The 18,309-nt window shown below is 74.3% G+C and carries 15 protein-coding genes; 4 read left to right on the top strand and 11 right to left on the bottom strand.

Annotation, left to right across the window (positions count from 1 at the left end; translation table 11 throughout):
• The first annotated feature begins 26 nt into the window (after positions 1–26).
• Positions 27–248 carry a hypothetical protein gene (locus EAO77_RS25370; protein ID WP_147990585.1) on the top strand — a complete coding sequence of 74 codons (222 nt, stop codon included), beginning with the start codon at positions 27–29 and terminating at the stop codon, positions 246–248.
• Positions 245–616, top strand: a complete 372-nt coding sequence (locus EAO77_RS25365) for an ATP-binding protein (RefSeq protein ID WP_147990584.1) — start codon at positions 245–247, stop codon at positions 614–616. Before EAO77_RS25370 ends, EAO77_RS25365 begins: the two co-directional genes overlap by 4 nt.
• Before the next feature lie 159 nt (positions 617–775).
• Here EAO77_RS25365 and EAO77_RS25360 read toward each other — a convergent pair whose 3' ends face one another.
• The 4 genes from EAO77_RS25360 to EAO77_RS25345 all read right to left on the bottom strand — a co-directional run bounded on the left by EAO77_RS25360 (position 776) and on the right by EAO77_RS25345 (position 5,337).
• Positions 776–1,855, bottom strand: coding sequence for a Zn-dependent alcohol dehydrogenase (locus tag EAO77_RS25360; RefSeq protein ID WP_147990583.1), 1,080 nt, complete (start codon positions 1,853–1,855; stop codon positions 776–778).
• 16 nt (positions 1,856–1,871) lie between these two features.
• Positions 1,872–3,266, bottom strand: a complete 1,395-nt coding sequence (locus EAO77_RS25355) for an aldehyde dehydrogenase family protein (protein WP_147990582.1) — start codon at positions 3,264–3,266, stop codon at positions 1,872–1,874.
• A gap of 304 nt (positions 3,267–3,570) precedes the next feature.
• A complete protein-coding gene (locus tag EAO77_RS25350) occupies positions 3,571–4,578 on the bottom strand; it encodes a HEAT repeat domain-containing protein (RefSeq protein WP_147990581.1) in 1,008 nt (335 codons plus the stop codon).
• A gap of 6 nt (positions 4,579–4,584) precedes the next feature.
• Complete coding sequence (locus tag EAO77_RS25345; RefSeq protein WP_261994137.1) at positions 4,585–5,337, bottom strand: HEAT repeat domain-containing protein; 753 nt, start codon at positions 5,335–5,337, stop codon at positions 4,585–4,587.
• 184 nt (positions 5,338–5,521) lie between these two features.
• Between EAO77_RS25345 and EAO77_RS25340 the strand changes: the two genes are divergently transcribed.
• Positions 5,522–7,255, top strand: a complete 1,734-nt coding sequence (locus EAO77_RS25340) for a SpoIIE family protein phosphatase (protein WP_147990580.1) — start codon at positions 5,522–5,524, stop codon at positions 7,253–7,255.
• Between the two features lie 95 nt (positions 7,256–7,350).
• Here EAO77_RS25340 and EAO77_RS25335 read toward each other — a convergent pair whose 3' ends face one another.
• The 7 genes from EAO77_RS25335 to EAO77_RS25305 form a co-directional block, all read right to left on the bottom strand.
• Entirely contained in the window at positions 7,351–8,682 is a 1,332-nt protein-coding gene (locus EAO77_RS25335; protein WP_147990579.1) for an ABC transporter ATP-binding protein, read from the bottom strand.
• A gap of 288 nt (positions 8,683–8,970) precedes the next feature.
• The gene (locus EAO77_RS25330; protein ID WP_261994136.1) at positions 8,971–9,720 is read right to left on the bottom strand and encodes a class F sortase; all 750 of its coding nucleotides are present in this window, start codon (positions 9,718–9,720) and stop codon (positions 8,971–8,973) included.
• A gap of 91 nt (positions 9,721–9,811) precedes the next feature.
• Positions 9,812–10,474, bottom strand: a complete 663-nt coding sequence (locus EAO77_RS25325) for a hypothetical protein (protein WP_147990577.1) — start codon at positions 10,472–10,474, stop codon at positions 9,812–9,814.
• Positions 10,475–10,592: 118 nt separating this feature from the next.
• Positions 10,593–11,846, bottom strand: a complete 1,254-nt coding sequence (locus tag EAO77_RS25320; protein ID WP_147990576.1) for an MFS transporter — start codon at positions 11,844–11,846, stop codon at positions 10,593–10,595.
• 1 nt (position 11,847) lies between these two features.
• Positions 11,848–13,263, bottom strand: coding sequence for a CitMHS family transporter (locus EAO77_RS25315; RefSeq protein ID WP_147990575.1), 1,416 nt, complete (start codon positions 13,261–13,263; stop codon positions 11,848–11,850).
• Between the two features lie 440 nt (positions 13,264–13,703).
• Entirely contained in the window at positions 13,704–15,923 is a 2,220-nt protein-coding gene (locus EAO77_RS25310; RefSeq protein WP_261994165.1) for a molybdopterin oxidoreductase family protein, read from the bottom strand.
• Positions 15,924–16,199: 276 nt separating this feature from the next.
• Positions 16,200–16,835, bottom strand: coding sequence for a TetR/AcrR family transcriptional regulator (locus EAO77_RS25305; protein ID WP_261994135.1), 636 nt, complete (start codon positions 16,833–16,835; stop codon positions 16,200–16,202).
• A 119-nt stretch (positions 16,836–16,954) separates the two neighbouring features.
• Here EAO77_RS25305 and hmgA point away from each other — a divergent pair, with 119 nt between their 5' ends.
• Positions 16,955–18,283, top strand: coding sequence for a homogentisate 1,2-dioxygenase (gene hmgA, locus EAO77_RS25300; protein ID WP_147990573.1), 1,329 nt, complete (start codon positions 16,955–16,957; stop codon positions 18,281–18,283).
• The last annotated feature ends 26 nt before the right edge of the window (positions 18,284–18,309 follow it).

Genomic DNA, 18,309 nt, shown 5'->3' with positions numbered 1-18,309 from the left:
ACACACAGCACACGAAAGTGGCCCTCATGAACGAGCAACGACCCGATGGCGCACCCGATGTCGAGGCGAGCGTGGACCGGCTGCGGGAGGCGCTGGGCGCGCACGGCATCACGCTGCCGTCCCTGGGCGTCGATCTGCCGAGCTACGCCGGCGCCCTGCCCTGCCGGCATCTCGTCGCGCTGGGGAACTGCAGTCCCGCCACGGCCGACCTTCTGACGGCCGCACTGCGCCGGGCGGAGGGCCGGTGAGGTCGGGGGACTTCGAGGCGGAGCTGACGGCCGGGCCGGAGGCCGTGCCGCGGCTGCGGCACGCCGTCCGCGCGCATCTGCGGCGGGAGTGCCCGGACGTGGAGCTGGCGGTGAGCGAACTGCTCGGCAACGTGGTGCGCCACGTCGGCACGGGCACACCGGTCACACTGCGGGTGACCGGCGCCGGGGGAACGACCCGCGTCGAGGTGACGGACCGGGCCCCCGCGGCCGTGGCCGCCCCGCGCAGCCCGTCGCCGGACGAGGAGTCGGGGCGTGGCCTGGCACTGCTGGAGGCACTCGCCACGCGCTGGGGCGTGGTGCGCGGGACGGGGTCCAAGACCGTGTGGTGCGAGCTGGACGGATCCTGAGCGACCGGAGGGGCCGGGCGGCCCGGCCCCTCCGGTCACCCTGCGGCCGTCGGCGCCCGGCGGGGCGGCGCGACCCCTGGGGCGGCGGCCCGGGCCGGGCCCCCGGCAGCACGAGGAGCCCCGGCGGAAGGGCCGCCGGGGCTCGCTGTGCGGGAAGGGTCAGAACATCACGAGGGCGCGGCCGCCCTTCCCTTCGCGCATGGCGTCGAAGGCCGCCGGGATGTCCTCCAGGGTGATGCGGTCCGTCACCAGCGCGGACAGGTCGAGGCTGCCGTCACGGACCAGCGCGGCGAGGACCGGGAGGTCGGCGGCGGGGTCGCAGTTCCCGTACACGCAGCCGGACAGCGTGCGGCCCCAGTGGAAGATCTCCAGCGCGTTGAAGGTGACCTGCTGGTCCTTGCCGCCGATGCCGACCACCGTGGTGCGGCCGCCCCGGCGGGACGACTCCCAGGCGGTGCGGATGGTCACGGCACGGCCGACGCACTCGATGGCCACGTCGACACCGTGTCCGCCGGTGAGCTTGCGGATCTCCCGGGCTGTGGTGTCGGAGGCGACGACGTACTCGGTCGCGCCGGCCGCGCGGGCCAGCGCCTCCTTCTCGGGCGACACGTCGACGGCGACGATCGGGCCGGCGCCGGCGATCCGGGCGGCCTGGAGCGTGGCCAGGCCGACCCCGCCGACCCCGAAGACGGCGACCGACTCCCCCTCGCGCACCCGGGCGGAGTGGTGGACCGCGCCGTAGCCGGTGAGGACCGCGCAGCCGAGCAGGGCGGCGTCCGCGAGCGGGATGCCGTCGGGCACGGGCAGCACGCAGTTCGCCGGGACCACGGTCTCCTCGGCGAACGCGCCCACGTTCAGGCCCGGATGGAGCTCCGTGCCGTCCTGTGCGACGGCGTGGACCCGGCCCGCGCCGGTGAGGGCGTCGTTGCAGAGCCAGACCTCGCCGAGCGAACAGGGGTGGCAGACGCCGCAGGAAGGGGCCCAGTTGAGGACGACGCCGTCGCCCGGGGCGATGCCGGTGACCCCCTCGCCGACGGAGACCACGGTGCCGGCTCCCTCGTGGCCGAGCACGGCGGGGACGGGAAGCCGCATGGTGCCGTTGGACAGGGACAGGTCGGAGTGGCACACCCCGGCGGCGGTGAGACGCACCCGGACCTGGCCGGGGCCGGGGTCGGGGAGGTCGATGGCGGTGATCTCCAGCGGAGATCCGACGGAGGGCAGGACTGCTGCGCGGACCACGGTGAGGTCTCCCGGCTCAGAACTGGAGGGACTTGGTCTGGAGGTACTCGGCGAGACCGTGCGGTCCGAGCTCCCGGCCGACGCCGGACTGCTTGTAGCCGCCGAAGGGCGCGAGGGGGTTGAACCGGCCGCCGTTGATGTCGACCTGGCCCGTCTCCAGGCGGCGGGCGAAGGCGACGGCCGTCTCGTCGTCGCCGGCCCAGACCGCTCCGGCCAGGCCGTACACGGTGCCGTTGGCGATGGCGGCGGCGTCGTCCTCGTCCTCGTACCGCAGGAGGCAGACCACGGGGCCGAAGATCTCCTCCTGCGCGACGGCCATCTCGGGGGTGACGTCGGCGAAGACCGTGGGCCGGACGTAGTAGCCGGTCTCCAGGGGCGCGTCGGCCCCGCCCGCGACGAGACGGGCGCCCTCGGCGACGCCCTTCTCGATGTAGCCGCGTACGCGCTCCTGCTGCCTGGCGTTGACCAGGGGGCCGACGCGCTCGCCCGGGACGTACTTGGCGACGGCGGCCGCGGCGAGCTCGACCGCCTCCTCGTACCGGTCCTTGTGGACGAGCATCCGGGTCCAGGCGCTGCACGTCTGGCCGGAGTTGGACATCACGTTGGCGATGCCCACGTTGACGGCCTTGGCGAGGTCGGCGCCCGGCAGGATCACGTTGGCGGACTTGCCGCCCAGTTCGAGCGCCACCCGCTTGATGGCGGCGCCCGCGACGGCGCCGATCCGGCTGCCGACGGCGGTGGAGCCGGTGAAGGACACCAGGTCGACGCCGTCGTGCTCGGCGAGCGCCTGGCCGGCGACCGGACCGAGCCCGGTGACGAGGTTGACGACCCCGGCGGGGATGCCGGCCGCGTCCACGGCCTCGGCGAAGAGCTGGGCGGTCAGCGGGGTGTCCTCGGCGGGCTTGAGCACCACGGTGCAGCCGGCGGCGAGGGCGGGGGCGACCTTGGCGACGATCTGGTGGAGCGGGTAGTTCCAGGGGGTGATCGCGCCGACCACGCCGACCGGCTCCATCAGCACGGTCGAGTTGCCGAGCTTCTCCTCGAACGCGTAGGTGCCCGCCAGCTCGGCGTACGTCCCGGCGACCATGACCGGCAGCGAGGCGTGGACGGCGAGCGCCAGGGCGGGCGGGGCGCCGAGTTCGGCGGTGACGGTCTCGGCGATCTCCTCGGTCCTGCGGCCGAGTTCGTCACGCAGCGCGCCGAGCAGGGCGGCGCGTTCGGCGGGCGCGGTGGCCGCCCAGGCGGGGAACGCCTCGCGGGCGGCGCGCACGGCCGCGTCGACGTCCTCGGCCGTGCCCGCGGGCACCTGCGCGATGACCTGCTCGTCGGCGGGGTTCACCACCGCGATGGTGTCCGTGCCGAGGGCGGGCTGCCACCTGCCGTCGATGTACATGCCGTCGTGGGCCTTCATCGCACTCCTCCACGCGTCGCGGTCGTCTCGGACCCTAAACTAGCGGTGTTAGTTTTCGTGCGCCAGGGGTGTCCCGGCGGTGTGGCGGAGGCTACGCGGGACCGGGCGGTACGGGCCAGGGCCGCTGCCGGGCCGGTTCGGGCGGGGCCCGGGGAGGACGCCTGCCGGACGGGTCCCGGCCACCCGGCGGGGCCGCCCCCGGGCCGGTCGGGTGACGCCCCGGGAGGACCGCCACCGGCGGTTGGAGCGGCGCCCCGGAGGACCGCTGCCGGACGGGTCCCGGCCGCGCCCCGGGAAGGACCCCTTACCCTTCCCCCCGCCGGCCGAGGACGTACGCCGCGGTGAGGGCGACGCCACGGTCCTCGTCCTCCGACAGGTCCCGGAGGGCGTGCGCGGCCGTGGATCCGGGGATGTCCGCGAGCGCCTGCGCCACGCGCCGGCGTGCCGCCGGGTCACCGGCGCAGCGGGCGAGACGCCCGGCGAGCCCGGCGGCGATCCGGTCCGCCGACGCGGGGGTCGCCGCCAGCCCGTGCAGCACGTCGGCCGCGTCGACGTCGTTCGTCCCCGCCACGACCATGTCCACGAGTGCCGGGACCGCTTCGGCCGCCCCTCGCGCCCCGAGCGCCAGGGCCGCGATCCCGCGGACCGCGGCGTCGGGGCCGGCGAGGGCGTCCCGCAGCAGAGCGGTGGCCTCCTCGTGGTGCGGCATCGCGGCGAGCGTCCGCGCGGCCCGGCGGCGCACCTGCGCCGACGGTGCGCCGAGCCCTTCCGCGAGCGGCGCCCACCCGCCGTCGCCCGATCGCGCCAGCGCCCATCGCAGGGCTCCGGCCACATGCGGGTCCGTCTCGTTCAGCGCCGCCTCGACCAGCGCCTCCACCGGCACCGGCACCTCGTCGGCCGACGACAGGGCCGCACGCTGGCGTCTGCCGGCGCTCGTGGAGCCCAGGGCCTGGAGGAGCGCCACGGTCTGCAGGACGTCCTCCCAGTCCTCGGGTTCCGCCTCGCCGATCCGGCGGAGCCGGGTGAGCAGCTCCGTCTCGGCCGTGATGCGTTCCCGGGCCCCGCGGATGAGGTCGTCGACCAGCGCCGAGGGGGCGAAGCCGGGATCGTCGAGCGCACGGCCGACGTCCCGCAGCGACAGGCCCAGCGACCGCAGGCTCTCGATGTGGAAGATCCGCCGGATGTCGTCGGCGGAGTACTCCCGGTAGCCGGCACCGTTGCGGTCCGTCGGCCGCACCAGACCCAGCGACTCGTAGTGCCTGAGCATGCGTGCGCTGACCCCGGACCGCCGGGCCACCTCACCGATCAGCACCGTCCGTCACCCCTCCTGACCGCTCCCGCCGAGGGCCACGATCCGCTTCGCCTCCTCGATCGCGAAGCCGGATCCGGCGTCCGGATCGCGCAGCAGGCGTTCCGTGGCCGCGGCGTGCGCGCGCACACCGGGATCGGAGTCCATCATCGCAGCGCGCAGCGCGGGGAGGATCACCTCGCCGAGCCCGGTCAGCGCCCGGCTGAGGCTCAGCTGCGTCTCCCGTGCGCCGCGGCCCAGCCGGGTGGCCAGCACGGCGGCCAGCCCGGGTTCCTCGCCCTCGGGCACGAGGACGACCGCCGCGCGCCAGGCGCTGCGCGCCACCTCGTCGTCCTCGTCGCACAGCAGCGCCCGGGTGATGGCCGGCCAGCCCCGCCGGTCCCCGATCTTGGACAGCGTGTGCAGCGCCTGGCTGCGCGCCCGGGCGTGCTCCGACCGGGTTTCGGCGAGCAGCCCCGGGATCGTGGCGGACGGGGAATGGCGGGTGAGCGCCCAGGTGAGCGCCTCGCGCACGGAGAAATCGGGTTCGATCCCGCATCGTTCGATCAGGGCTGCGACGAGCCGGTCGTCGGGGGACGTGCCGATGGCCATCGCCGCCCGGAGCCGTACCGAGGACCGGCCGTCCGCCAGCCCCCGGCGGGCCCGCGTCGTGTCCGTGTCCGCATCGGTCCTCGTGTCGGTCCCGGTGGCGGTCGTGTCGGTCCCGGTGGCGGTCGTGTCGGTCCCGGTGGCGGTCTGCGCGTCCGGTGTCGGCAAGGTCATGGGGACACCTCCTCGCCGACAGTGAAGGGCTTGGCACGGTGTCAAGGTCAAGCGGGGCGCACGGGGGCCGCACCCGGGCGGCATCACGGGCAGGGCCGGGCAGCGCACTCCGGCCGGGCCCGGGTGCTTGCCACGGTCCAGCCGGGGAACCCACAGTAGGTGCACGTCCCGGTGAAGGAGTGAGATGGACGACGTGGCCGCCGCCGGCCCGGCAGGCCCCCCGGTGTTCGGGGCCCGGCCGGTGTCCGACGGCCTGCTGAGCCTGAGTCCGGAGAGCATGACGGCGCCCGCCTTCGTGGTCGACGACGACGGCCGCATCCTGACGGCCAACGGCGCCGCCCTGCGTCTGCTGGGCCACAGCGCCGAGGAACTCCTCGGCCAGGACTCCCACGACCTGCTGCACCGGGACGAGCACGGCCACACGATGCCGCGCAGCCGCTGCCGGCTGCGCAAGGCGCTGCTCACCCAGGGCACCCGGCACGGCGACACCGAGTGGTTCGTCCGCGGCGACGGCACGCTGATCGCGTTGTCCTGGCTGGTCACGCCCTGCGCACCGGACACGGACACGACCGGTGCGCTGGTGCTGCTGTACGAGCCGCCGCACGACGAGGTGCGCCGCGGGGCCGGGTACGCGGCGTCGCTCACCGAGATGGACCGCCTGTCCCTGCTCGCGGAGACGACCACACAGCTCACGTCCACCCTGGACGTCGACGAGGCGCTGCACCGGCTGGCCGCTCTGACGGTGCCCCGGCTGGCGGACTGGGCGGTGTTCGACCTCCTCACCGAACGCGACGAGGTACGGCGTGTCCTGGTGACGGAGCACAAGGACGGCATCCTCATCGAGCGGACCGATCTGCAGGGTCCGATGCCCCCCGTGCCCGAGGAGTCCCCGATGCCGCTGTCCCGGGCCCTGCGCGGCGCGGCCTCCACCCTCGCCGGCCCCGCCACGTACCAGGGACCGCCGGACTCGGGCATCGCGGTCGAGCAGCAGCGCCTGTTCGCCGCCACGGGCATGCACTCCGCGGTCATCGCGCCCATCCGGGGTCTGCGCGACGTGCTCGGCGCCCTGACGCTGGGCCGGTCGCAGCGTCAGGACGCCTTCACCCCGGCCGACCTGCCGCTGCTGGAGGACATCACCCGCCGGGCGGGCCTCGCCCTGGACAACGCCCGCCTGTACCAGCGCCAGCGCAAGGTCGCCGAGACCATGCAGCGTCATCTGCTGCCGCAGCTGCCCACCCTGCCCGGCCTGGAGATGACCGCGCGCTACGTGCCCGCTCCGCACGCCTCGTCGGTGGGCGGCGACTGGTACGACGCCTTCGCGCTGGCCGGCCACGGCCACGCCCTGGTCATCGGCGACGTCGTCGGTCACGACCTCGACGCCGCGGCCGGCATGGCGCAGGTCCGCAACATGCTCCGCGCCTTCGCCTGGTCCGAGCCGACCGCCTCCCCTGCCGCCGTCGTCAAACGCCTCGACGAAGCCGTGATGCACATAGCCGAGGTCCCCATGGCCACCATGATCCTCGCCAGGATCGCCCGGGGCGACGACGCGCTGTGGCGGCTGCACTGGACGAACGGCGGCCATCCGCCGCCCCTGCTCGTCACCCACGACGGCCGGGCGAGCTACCTCGACGGAGCACACGGCATCCTGCTCGGGACCGGACTGAACCGGCCCCGGCCCGAGGCCGTCACCACCCTGCCGCCCCGGTCGACGCTTCTGCTCTACACCGACGGTCTGATCGAGTCCCCGCGGCACTCCGTCGACGAGGGCCTGGACCGGCTGCGGCGGCACGCGGCCTCCTTCGCGCACCGCCCGCTGGACGTCTTCTGCGACTCCGTGCTGGACGAGGTCCGCCCCCGGGACAACGACGACGACGTCGCGATGCTCGCCCTGCGCACCCCCGCCCTCGACGCGGGGTGAGGGGCACCGGGCGTGACGTGAGGGGCACCGGCGAGCGCCCCTCGGCCGGATCGGCCCCGACCGGGCGTCGTTCGGGCCTCGTTCCGGCCGACGTCTCAGACCTCCAGGCCGGGAACGTCCGCCGGGGCGGGGCAGATGCGCCGGCCGAGGTGGTCGAAGACGTACAGGTGGGCGAGGTCGACGAGTAGCGGCACCTGCGCCCCGGTGCGCAGCCGCACGTCGGGCCCGGTCCGCACCACCAGGTCGCTCGGCGCGACGGCCCTGCGCTCGTCGGGCGCCGCGACATCGGGGGCGTCGAGCACCGCCACCGGCCCGGTGACCTGGGAGACGGCACGCTCCTTGAGCCGGGCCAGCATCCCCGGTCCGCCTTCGCGGCGCCTGCGGGTGGCGGACTGGGGCCGCGAGGCCTCCAGGTCGGCCACGACCGCGGGCCGCGAGCCGGTGTTGAAGTGCACCAGCGCCTCGTGTCCCTGGTACTCCATGTGCTCGACGAGACCGGTCAGCGCCACTTCTCCCGGACGGGCCTGGCTGGGCGGGGCGATGCGGGCGGCCTCCGAGCGCAGACCCACGATGATCTGACGCCCCTGCTGGATGCGGAGCAACTGGTGGTCGGAGCTGAGCGGTTCGGGCAGCGGGAGCCGCTGGCGGCCGAGGTCGATCGACATCCGCCCGTCGAGCGGGGCGTGCACCACGGCCTGGAGGAGGTTGATGCGGGGCGTGCCGATGAAGGCGGCGACGAAGACGTTGGCGGGCAGGGCGTAGGTCTCCCGCGGGGTGCTCACCTGCTGCAGCACCCCGCCGCGCATGACCGCGACCCGGTCGCCGAGGGACATCGCCTCGGCCTGGTCGTGGGTGACGTACACGGTGGTGACGCCCAGGTCGGCGGTGAGGCGGGCGATCTCCGCGCGCAGGTGGTTGCGGAGCTTGGCGTCGAGGTTGGAGAGGGGCTCGTCCATCAGGAAGACGGAGGGGCGCCGCGAGATGGCGCGGCCCATCGCGACGCGCTGGCGCTCGCCGCCGGAGAGCTGGCCGGGGAAGCGGTCGAGCAGGTCCTCGATGCCGAGCATCCGGGCGGTCGCCTCGACCCGCGGGTTGCGGTCGGCGCGCGGGTTCTCCAGCTTCAGCGGGAAGCCGATGTTCTCCCGGTTGGTCATGCTCGGGTAGAGGGCGAAGTTCTGGAACACCATCGCCATGTCGCGTTCGCGGGGCGGGATGTCGTTGGCGTACTCGCCGTCCAGGAGCAACTCGCCCTCGGTGATGTCCTCCAGGCCCGCGATCATCCGCAGCACCGTCGACTTCCCGCATCCGGAGGGGCCCAGCAGCACGAGGAACTCGCCCGGTTCCACCGAGAGGGACAGGCGGTCGACGGCACGGGCGTTGCGTCCGTATCTCTTGCTGACGTTGTGCAGAGCGATGGCGCGAGTCATAGGGGTCCCGCCCGGGAGTGAGGAAGGCAGCCGAGAGGCAGGAAGTTAGCCCATGCCGTGCGATCAGGGAATACATCGCGCGAAAGGTCGGCGAACGGACATCTGAGGCGTCGTCCGCTCACTTGCCGCCGTACGGGAAACGGCCGGAAATGGTCGCCCGGCCACGGCCGTTGCGGCACATGCGTCCGGCACGGTCACGGAGATCCGGGCCCGGCCCGCGGGGCGCCGGCGGACGGCCGCGGGCACGCCCGTGGGGCCGGCCCGTCCACGGGCCGACCCCACGTGTGGTCACACCTGGCGGACGTCGGTGAGGTGCGCGAACACGACCACGTTGGCCGAGTAGCCGCGCTTCTTGTCGAACGTCCCGCCGCAGGTCAGCAGCCGCAGCTCGGGGCGTCCCGTGCTGCCGTAGACCTGTTTGTCGGGGAACTTCTCCTTGGTGAAGGTGCGGACCTTGTCCACCGTGAACACCGCCGTCCGGCGGTCCTCACGGACCACGTCGACCTTGTCCCCGGGCTTGAGGGTGCTCAGGTTGAGGAAGACGGCGGGGCCGGTCCTGGTGTCCCGGTGCCCCACCGCGACGGCCGTGCCCGCCTCGCCGGGTGCGGGGCCCAGTCCGTACCAGCCCACCAGTTTCGGGTCGTCGACCGGTGGTGCGGTGAGCACCCCGCGGTCGTCGAGTCCGAGGAGCGTCACCGGGGAGGCGATGGTGAGCTTCGGGATGACCAGCCGCTTGGCCGGGGACGGCGGGAGGGCCCGAGCACCCCGGGCCTTGCCGTCCCTGGAGGCCGGCCGGGCGGACGAACCGGTGCGCGGCGCACCGGCGGGCGATGCCGCGCGCTTCGGCTTCGCCGCGTCGCGGGGCTTCGCCGCCGCGGCCCGGGGGGACGGTTTCCGGGCGGACGGGCCCTCCACCCGCGTGGTGAGCGGAGGGAGTTCGATCCTGGCCGGTGCGCCGGCCGCCACGGTGACGGCCGCCCCGTCCGGCGGCGTGCCGTCGCACGCCCGGACGAGGCCGGTCACCAGGGTCGCCGTCACGCTGAGCGTGATGGTCAGGCGGCAGGCGCGGCTCGGTCCGCGACGGCGGCGGCGGGGACGCGCGGGGGGCTGGGGTCGGCGGCTCGGCGGATTACGCTGCGCCATGGACACGGCGGCGTGCCCGGCGGACGACGATCAGGCCGGCGAGGCCCGCGGCCAGGGTGGCGGCGACCACGGGCGTGGCGCCGATCCCGGAACCGCCGTCGCCACCGGTGCCCGACATGCCGCCGCCGCCCGCGGGCACGGCGCCGGACGGCTGCTCCCACGTGTCGTTCTTCTCGCCGCCGCCGGTGTGGTGGTCCTCGCCCTTGCCGCCCGGGGTCCCCTTCTTGTTCTCGGGGCAGGTGACCTGGAAGACCTTCTCCTTGGCCACGCCGCCGGTGAACGTCCACGTGAGCCGGTAGTCGCCCTCGGGGAGGCTGTACTCCGGGGTGTGGCCGCGGCCGGCGATCAGCGTGAGGCTGCCGGACAGGGTCGGGCCGGTCGGCGTGGGCGGCTGGGGCGCGATGGCCCACGTGAGCAGCCGGACGGTCTCGAAGTTGAACGCCGAGAGGCTGAACTTGCAGACCTTCAGGTCGTCCTGGGTGTTCCAGTGCGGCACGCCCGCGCGGTGGACCTTCAGGTCACCGCTGTCGCCCGGGGCGGCGAGGGCCGGCGTGGCGCCGGCCAGGGTGGCCCCGGCGACGGCGAGCGTCGCCAGGGCCGCCGCGGCGGGACGGAGACGGTGGGCGCGGAACGATGCGGTGGAGGGCATGCGAGGCTCCTTCAAGCCGATCCGATTGTCATACTGATCAGGCGATCGCCTGACTAGATGTCACAGATCGGGGGCCGTAAAGCCTCGAAACGCTGAAACGATGTCAGATATGCCCTGACTAGCCGATACCGGATGTGTGCCGACCGGGCGACGGCGCCCCCTGTGGAGCCGCTGCGGGAACGTCGTCCGAAGCACCGCGCGGCGGCCCCCCGCGGGTCGGACGGGAGGCCCGCACGGCCACCCCCGCCGAAGCCGCGAGCAGCACCCCCAGCACGACGAACGGCGCGGCCGCGCCCGCCACTCCCGCGACCAGCCCGGCCCCGGCGGGCGCCGCGACCTGGCCCAGGCGGTTGCCCGTCAGCCGCAGCGCCAGCGCCGTCGACCGCGCCTGCTCCGGCGCCGCCCGCACGACGGTCGTCATCGACAGCGGCTGCCCCACCCCGAGACAGAAGCCGAGCACGGCCAGCATCGCCGCGAGGCCCCACAGGGGCACCGGAAGGGCGAGGGCGGCGCACAGCACGCCCCCGGCCAGGCAGGTCGTGGCCAGCAGCGCGGTACGCCCCATCAGCCGGAGCATCGGGCCCATCGCCAGGCGGCAGGCGATGGTGGCGGCCGCCCGCAGGGACAGCAGGCCGCCGACCACGGCGGGCGCGATGCCGCGCTGCTCGCCGACCACCGGCAGGTAGGCGGTGAGGATGTCGGTCGCCGACAGCACCGCGAGGCTCACGAAGATCCCGGCCGGCACCCCCCGGGTGCGCAGGATGCCGCGCACCGGCACCTTGGCCTGCTGCTCGGCGCGGGGCGCCGGACGGGTCCGGGCCTCGATCCGCCACAGCGAGGTGAGGGCCACCGCCGCGACGGCGGCGGAGACGTGGAGCGCGAGGGCGCTCGTGCGGCCCATGTCCCCGCCGATCACGGCGCCCGCCGCCAGCGGTCCTGCCAGCTGGCCGAGGGACGCGCCGATCGTGAAGTGCCCGAAGTTGCGGTCCTGTTCGGCGGGCGCCGAGCGGCGGGCGACGATCGACTGGGCGCCGATCACGAAGCACAGGTGACCGAGCCCGGTCACCCCGCTCCAGGCGGCGACCGCACCCAGGGAGCCGGCCGTGCCGCCGAGGGCGCAGCCGCCCGCGATCAGCGCGACGCCCGCGGTCAGCAGCGGGGCGCACCGGCCGTGGTCCGTGCGGCGGCCGAGCGGTACGGCCGCGAAGAGCGGGAGCAGCGCGTACACACCGGCGATGACGCCGATGGCGCGTTCGTCCGCCCCGAGGGCGAGGGCCCGGTAGGAGACGGCGGGCCGCGCCATCGACACCGCGCCCTGCGCGAAGGCGAACGCGATGACGAGGCGCAGCAGCCAGCCCCGCGAGGAGCTCATGTCAGATGATCCCGAACAGGATGCCGGCACCGAGGACCACCAGCGAGGTGAGGGCGGCCCATTTCACGGTGAACCGGGTGTGGTCGCCGAACTCGACCTTCGCCATGCCGACGAGCACGTACACGGCCGGGACCAGCGGGCTGGACATGTGCAGGGCCTGCCCCACGAGCGAGGCGCGGGCGATCTCCAGCGGGGAGACACCGTGGGCTGCGCCCGCCTCGGCGAGGACCGGCAGCACGCCGAAGTAGAAGCCGTCGTTGGACATGAAGTACGTCAGCGGGAGGCTGAGGAGCCCGGTCACCACGGCCATGTGCGGGCCCATGCCCTCGGGGATGGCGCCGACGAGCCAGTCGGCCATGTGCTCGACCATGCCGGTGCCGGTGAGGACTCCGGTGAAGACGGCGGCGGCGAAGACCATGCCGGAGACGTTGAGGACGTTGTCCGCGTGGGCGGCGATACGGGCCTTCTGGTCGCTCATCGACGGGTAGTTGACGGTGAGGGCCAGCGCGGCGCCGAGCAGGAACAGCACCGGGATGGGGAGCAGCTCCATGATCATGGAGGCGAGGAGGACGACGGTGAGGCCCGCGTTGAACCAGTAGAGCTTCGGGCGCAGGGTGGGCCGGTCGGGGTCGAGTCCCGGGAAGTCCTCGCCGGCCGCGTCGTGTTCGCTCCCGTCCGCCGCGCCGCCCGGGCGGGTGTCCGTGCCCGCCGGGCCGCTGCCCGCGCCCCCGGCGGCACCCGTGCCGCCCGCCTCGACCAGCACCGTCTCGCTCTGCGGCTCCAGGGCCTTCTCCAGCGAGAGGAATCCGAGGCGCTTGCGCTCGCGCAGGCCGAGGACGTAGGCGAGGGCGACGACGAAGAGGAGGCCGACGCCGAGCGCCGGGATCATCGGGACGAAGATGTCGGCCGCGTCCAGTTCGAGTGCGGTCGCCGCCCGGGCGGTCGGGCCGCCCCAGGGCAGCGTGTTCATCACGCCGTTGGCCGTCGCGGCGACACCCGTCATCACGACCAGGCTCATCCCCAGGCGCTTGTAGAGCGGATACATCGCCGACACCGTGATCATGAACGTGGTGGAACCGTCGCCGTCGAGGGAGACGATCGCGGCCAGCACCGCCGTGCCGACCACGATCCGCAGCGGGTCGGCGCGGCAGAAGCGCAGGATGCCGCGGACGATCGGGTCGAAGAGACCGACGTCGATCATCACGCCGAAGTAGACGATCGCGAACATCAGCATCGCGGCCGTGGGGGCGAGGTTGCCGACACCTTCGAGGACATAGTCCCCGAGATGGGCGCCCTTCCCCACGATCACGCAGAAGAGGGCCGGGATCAGGACCAGCGCCGCGATCGGCGACATCTTCTTCATCATGATCAGGACCAGGAAGGTCGCGATCATGGTGAAGCCGAGGATTGTCAGCATTCAGGACACCTAACGTTCACCCTTGAACTCCACCGGGGGGCGGCGGCCCGGACGACGTTAGGTGCCGTGATTTGCCGTTAACAAGGTGTTGACACGTGAGCAATACGAGCAGAACCCCAGCTCACCGGGGTGACCGCGACGCGGAGGTGCGTCGGCGCGGCAGGGTCTCCCCGCCGCGCGGCCGACCCGACGGCCACCAGCGTGGACTGGAGGTCGGTGAAGGCCGGACCGAGGCGCGGCACGTCACCGGACCGGAGGCCGGTCAGGGCCCCGGTGATCGCGTCGCGGAAGGCCGGGGCGTTCGCGAGGGGCCAGGGGCAGGGGGAGGTCCGGGAGGGCCCGAAGCTCCGGCGGGGGCCCGGCCGTGGCGAGCGGGTGGCCGGCGGGCAGCGCTGCGTACAGGGGTGCCGGGGGCGCGGACCCCCCGGCACGGGACCGGCTCAGACCGGGACCACCTCGACCGGGAATCCGTTCAGCACCGCGGTGCCCGACAGGGGGTCGGTGCGTGAGCCGTCGAGGAGCTGGTTGACGTTGACCCCGGGGCGGGCGGACGCGACGGCCAGGCGGACGCCCGCCCGGTCGTGGCCCCAGCCATGGGGCAGGCTCACCACTCCCCTGCGGACCTCCTCGGTGACCTCCACGGGCGCGTCGACGCTCCCGCCGTCCCCGGTGATCCGGGCGGTGCCGCCGTCGCCGAGTCCGATGCGGGCCGCGTCGTCGGGGTGGACCTGGAGGGTGCAGCGGTTGGAACCGCCGTTCAGCGTGGGCACGTTGTGCAGCCAGCTGTTGTTGGAGCGCAGATGGCGGCGGCCGACGAGGACGAGCCCGGCGGGCCGTTCGCCGAGCGCCTCGCGCAGCCTCGGCAGGTCGTCCGCGACAGGGCCGGGCAGCAGCTCCACCCGCCCGCTGCGGGTGCGCAGGATCTCGGGCAGCCGGGGCCGCAGCGGCCCGAGGTCGAGGCCGTGCGGATTCTCCACGAGGTCGGCCAGGGTCAGCCCGTAGGGCCCGAGGCGCAGCATCATGTCGAGCCGGCGCTCGGCCCCGCTGCCGCCGGTGAGATCGGCGGCGATCTTCGCCGGGTCCTGGCCGTGGACGGCGGAGTGCGGGTCGGCGACCGCCTTGGCCAGGGTGGAGCCGATGACCATGTCGTCGACCGCCGACGGATCGGCGCCGTGCATGCCGGAGACGGCGAGGACCAGCCGGGCGAGGATCTCGCACTCGTCCATCAGCCCCTCCTCCAGCGGCACCGCGGCAGGGGTGAAGCGGACCTGGTTGCGCACGGCCAGGGCGTTGAACGCGAAGTCGAAGTGGGCGCTCTGGGCCGGCGGCGGCGGGGGCAGGACGACGTCGGCGTGGCGGGAGGTCTCGTTGAGGTACGGATCGACGCTGACCATGAAGTCCAGGCCGGTGAGCGCCCGGTCGAGCCGGTCCCCGTCCGGGGCGCTGAGCACCGGGTTGGCCGCGATGGAGACGAGGGCCCGGATCCTGCCGTCGCCCGGGGTCTCGATCTCCTCCGCGAGGACCGCCATGGGCAGCTCGCCCTTCGCCTCGGGACGGGCCGAGACGCGGCTGGTCCAGCGGCCGAGGGCGAAGCCCTTGCCCGGGGCGGCGGGCCGCGGGGCCCGGTCGGTGGCGGAGAGCGGGAAGAGGGCGCCGCCGGGGCGGTCGAGGTTGCCGGTGAGGATGTTGAGCACGTCGACGAGCCAGCTGGCCAGGGTGCCGTGCTCGACGGTGCAGCTGCCGATGCGGCCGTAGACGGCGGCGGTGGGGGCGGCCGCCAGTTCGCGGGCCATGGTCCGGATGTCGTCCGGGTCCAGGTCGCAGGCCGCGGCGACGGCCTCGGGGGTGAAGTCGGCCAGGGCGGTCTCGACGTCCGCGATGCCCTCGACCAGGTCGGTGAGGCGGCCGGGGTCGGTGAGGTGCTCGGCGAAGAGCACGTGCGCGAGCGCGGCGAGCAGCAGGGCGTCGGTGCCGGGGCGGATGGCGACGTGCCGGTCGGCGAGCCGGGCGGTGCGGGTGCGCCGCGGGTCCACCACGGTGAGGGTGCCGCCGCGGCGGCGCAGCGCCTTGAGCTTCCCGGGGAAGTCGGGGGCCGTGCACAGACTGCCGTTGGACTCCAGGGGGTTGGCGCCGAGGAGCAGCAGGTGGTCGGTGCGGTCGAGATCGGGGACGGGGATCGCGAGGGCGCTGCCGTAGAGCAGTCCGCTGGAGACGTGCTTGGGCATCTGGTCGAGGGTGGAGGCGGTGAAGAGGCTGCGGGTGCGCAGGGCGCCGAGCAGCACGGGCGGGTAGAGGGCGCCCGCCATCGTGTGGACGTTGGGGTTGCCGAGGACGAGGCCGACGGCGTGCGGCCCGTGCTCCTCCACCAGCGGGCGGATGCGGGCGGCGACGAGGTCGAACGCCTCCTGCCAGCTCGCCTCCCGCAGCTCGCCGTCCTCCCGTACGAGGGGGGTGCGCAGACGGTCGGGGTCGGCGTCGAGCTCGCCGAAGGAGGCCCCCTTGGGGCAGATGAAGCCGGCGCTGAAGACGTCGTCCCGGTCCCCGCGCACGCCGGTGACGCGGGTGCCCTCGATGGTGAGGGTGAGCCCGCAGGTCGCCTCGCACAGAGGGCAGACGCGCAGCGCGGTCCTGGTGCCGGGGCCGGCCTGCGGCGACGGCACGGCGGTGCGTGCGGCGGGCGGGGCCCCGGCTGCCCCGTCGCTCCCGGCGGGAGCGGGCGGGGTCGTCGGCGCGTCGGCTGCGGTGCTGGACACAGGTCCTCCCGGGGGCGGTGGCATGCCGTCACCCGCGAGCATACCGACCGGTAGGCATGCTGGGGAGGGTCTTGTCGCACCCGGACGCATCCCGACGGCGTCCGGCAGCGCGGGCCGGCTCCGGGGCCCGGGAGACGGGTGCCGGGTGCGGGGCCCAGGGCCCGGAGAGGGGTGCGCGCGGCCTCAGGAGCCCGGGCGCCGGTCCGCCGGCCCCTCGTCCAGCACCTGGGCGAGGTAGGCGCCGACGAGCCGGCGGGTCTCCGCGACGATGCGCTCGTCCCCGGCGGGGTCGGCCCGGAAGGCGAGCTGGAGCAGCGCGTCGGCCGCCTCGACCGCGACGAGCACCGCGCGGCGCAGGTCCTCGTCCACCGCGCGCCCCAGCTGGGCCGCGAGCAGGCCGCTCAGCCGGTCGGGGACCTCGCTGCTCACACCCGTGACGGGCGCCCCGAGCGGGACCTGCGCGCCGAAGTCGATCAGCCTGAAGCCGGCGACGGTGCGCTTCATCTCCAGGTACTCGTCGAGCACGACGTCCACGACCGCACGCCACTCCCCCGCGCCCGGCGGCCCCAGGCGGCGGGCGACGCGCTCGGCGTAGCGGTCGAGATTGCGGTGCCCCAGCGCGTCGACCAGGGCGCGCTTGTTGCCGAAGAAGCGGTAGACGGAACCGATGGGGACGCCCGCGCGCTCGGCCACCGTGCGGGTGGACAGCTCCTCGTAGCCGCACTCGTCCAGGAGTTCGGCGCAGGCGTCCAGGATCCGGGCGAGCCGGTCGGCGCTGCGCGCCTGGACGGGTTCACGGCGCAGAGGGGACGGGGACACGCGCCCATGATGCCGGGCCGTTGCCGTTGACGGACCCGTCCTGCAATCCTACGGTTGTCCATAGGAATGAGTTCGTGGGCGGCCACGGCACGGGTCAACGCAGACATCATGGAGCGGCGATGAGCGGCATCGAACAGGCGCGGAAGACCGTCGAGGGGCTGACCGACGGGTCCTTCTCCCCCGGATTCGGCAACGAGCACAGCTCCGAGGCCGAGCCCGGCGCCCTCCCGCACGGGCGCAACTCCCCCCAGCGCGCCCCGCTCGGCCTCTACGCGGAGCAGCTGAGCGGCAGCGCCTTCACCGAGCCCCGCGCCCGCAACCACCGCTCCTGGCTGTACCGGATCCGCCCCTCGGCCGCCCACCCCGCCTTCGTCCGCACGGACAACGGCGGCCTGCGCACGGCCCCGTTCACCGAGACCGTCCCCGACCCCAACCGGCTGCGCTGGAACCCGCTCCCCGAGCCGGCCCCCGGCACCGACTGGCTGGCCGGCCTGTGGACCCTCGGCGGCAACGGCGACGCGACCCAGCGCACCGGCATGGCCGTGCACCTCTACCACGCCAACGCCGCCATGACCGACCGGGTCTTCGGCAACGCCGACGGCGAGCTGCTGATCGTCCCCGAGCGCGGCGGCCTGCTGCTGGTGACCGAGCTGGGACTGCTGCCGGCCCGCCCCGGCGAGGTCGCCCTCATCCCGCGCGGTGTCCGGTTCCGCGTCGAGCTCCTCGACGCGAGCGCCCGCGGCTACGTCTGCGAGAACTACGGGCAGCCCTTCGAGCTCCCCGAACTCGGCCCCATCGGCGCCAACGGCCTCGCCAACCCCCGGGACTTCCTCGCCCCGGTCGCGGCCTACGAGGACGGCGACCGCCCGGTCGAGGTGGTCAACAAGTTCTGCGGGAACCTCTGGACCGCGACGTACGACCACTCCCCGCTCGACGTCGTGGCCTGGCACGGCACCCATGTGCCCTACGTCTACGACCTGCGCCGCTTCAACGTGATCGGCACCATCTCCTACGACCACCCCGATCCGTCGATCTTCACCGTGCTGACCTCGCCCTCCGACACCCCGGGCCTGGCCGGGGTGGACTTCGTCGTCTTCGCCCCCCGCTGGCTGGTGGGCGAGGACACCTTCCGCCCGCCCTACTTCCACCGCAATGTGATGAGCGAGTACATGGGCCTGATCGAGGGGGCCTACGACGCCAAGGCGGAGGGCTTCGTGCCCGGCGGCGGCTCGCTGCACAACATGATGTCCGCGCACGGCCCCGACCGGGAGACCTTCGACCGGGCGAGCGCCGCCGAGCTGAAGCCGCAGAGGATCGACGACGGGCTGGCGTTCATGTTCGAGACCCGCTGGCCGGTGACCGCGACCGCACAGGCCGCCGGCGCCGCACACCTGCAGAAGGGGTACGACAACGTGTGGCAGGGTCTTGAGCGCCACTTCCGGCCGTAGTAGGTAGATGCCGTGTACGGAGATGC

Source organism: Streptomyces sp. T39, from assembly GCF_008042045.1.
Taxonomy (GTDB): domain Bacteria; phylum Actinomycetota; class Actinomycetes; order Streptomycetales; family Streptomycetaceae; genus Streptomyces.
Note: the sequence above shows the minus strand (reverse complement) of the source record. Positions and strands in the feature narration are given on the sequence as shown.

Coding starts and splice junctions, on each gene's coding strand:
- EAO77_RS25345 (WP_261994137.1), bottom strand. CDS start 5,337: ATGACCTTGCCGACACCGGACGCGCAGACCGCCACCGGGACCGACACG.
- EAO77_RS25355 (WP_147990582.1), bottom strand. CDS start 3,266: ATGAAGGCCCACGACGGCATGTACATCGACGGCAGGTGGCAGCCCGCC.
- EAO77_RS25325 (WP_147990577.1), bottom strand. CDS start 10,474: ATGCCCTCCACCGCATCGTTCCGCGCCCACCGTCTCCGTCCCGCCGCG.
- EAO77_RS25315 (WP_147990575.1), bottom strand. CDS start 13,263: ATGCTGACAATCCTCGGCTTCACCATGATCGCGACCTTCCTGGTCCTG.
- EAO77_RS25340 (WP_147990580.1), top strand. CDS start 5,522: ATGGACGACGTGGCCGCCGCCGGCCCGGCAGGCCCCCCGGTGTTCGGG.
- EAO77_RS25320 (WP_147990576.1), bottom strand. CDS start 11,846: ATGAGCTCCTCGCGGGGCTGGCTGCTGCGCCTCGTCATCGCGTTCGCC.
- hmgA (WP_147990573.1), top strand. CDS start 16,955: ATGAGCGGCATCGAACAGGCGCGGAAGACCGTCGAGGGGCTGACCGAC.
- EAO77_RS25370 (WP_147990585.1), top strand. CDS start 27: ATGAACGAGCAACGACCCGATGGCGCACCCGATGTCGAGGCGAGCGTG.
- EAO77_RS25335 (WP_147990579.1), bottom strand. CDS start 8,682: ATGACTCGCGCCATCGCTCTGCACAACGTCAGCAAGAGATACGGACGC.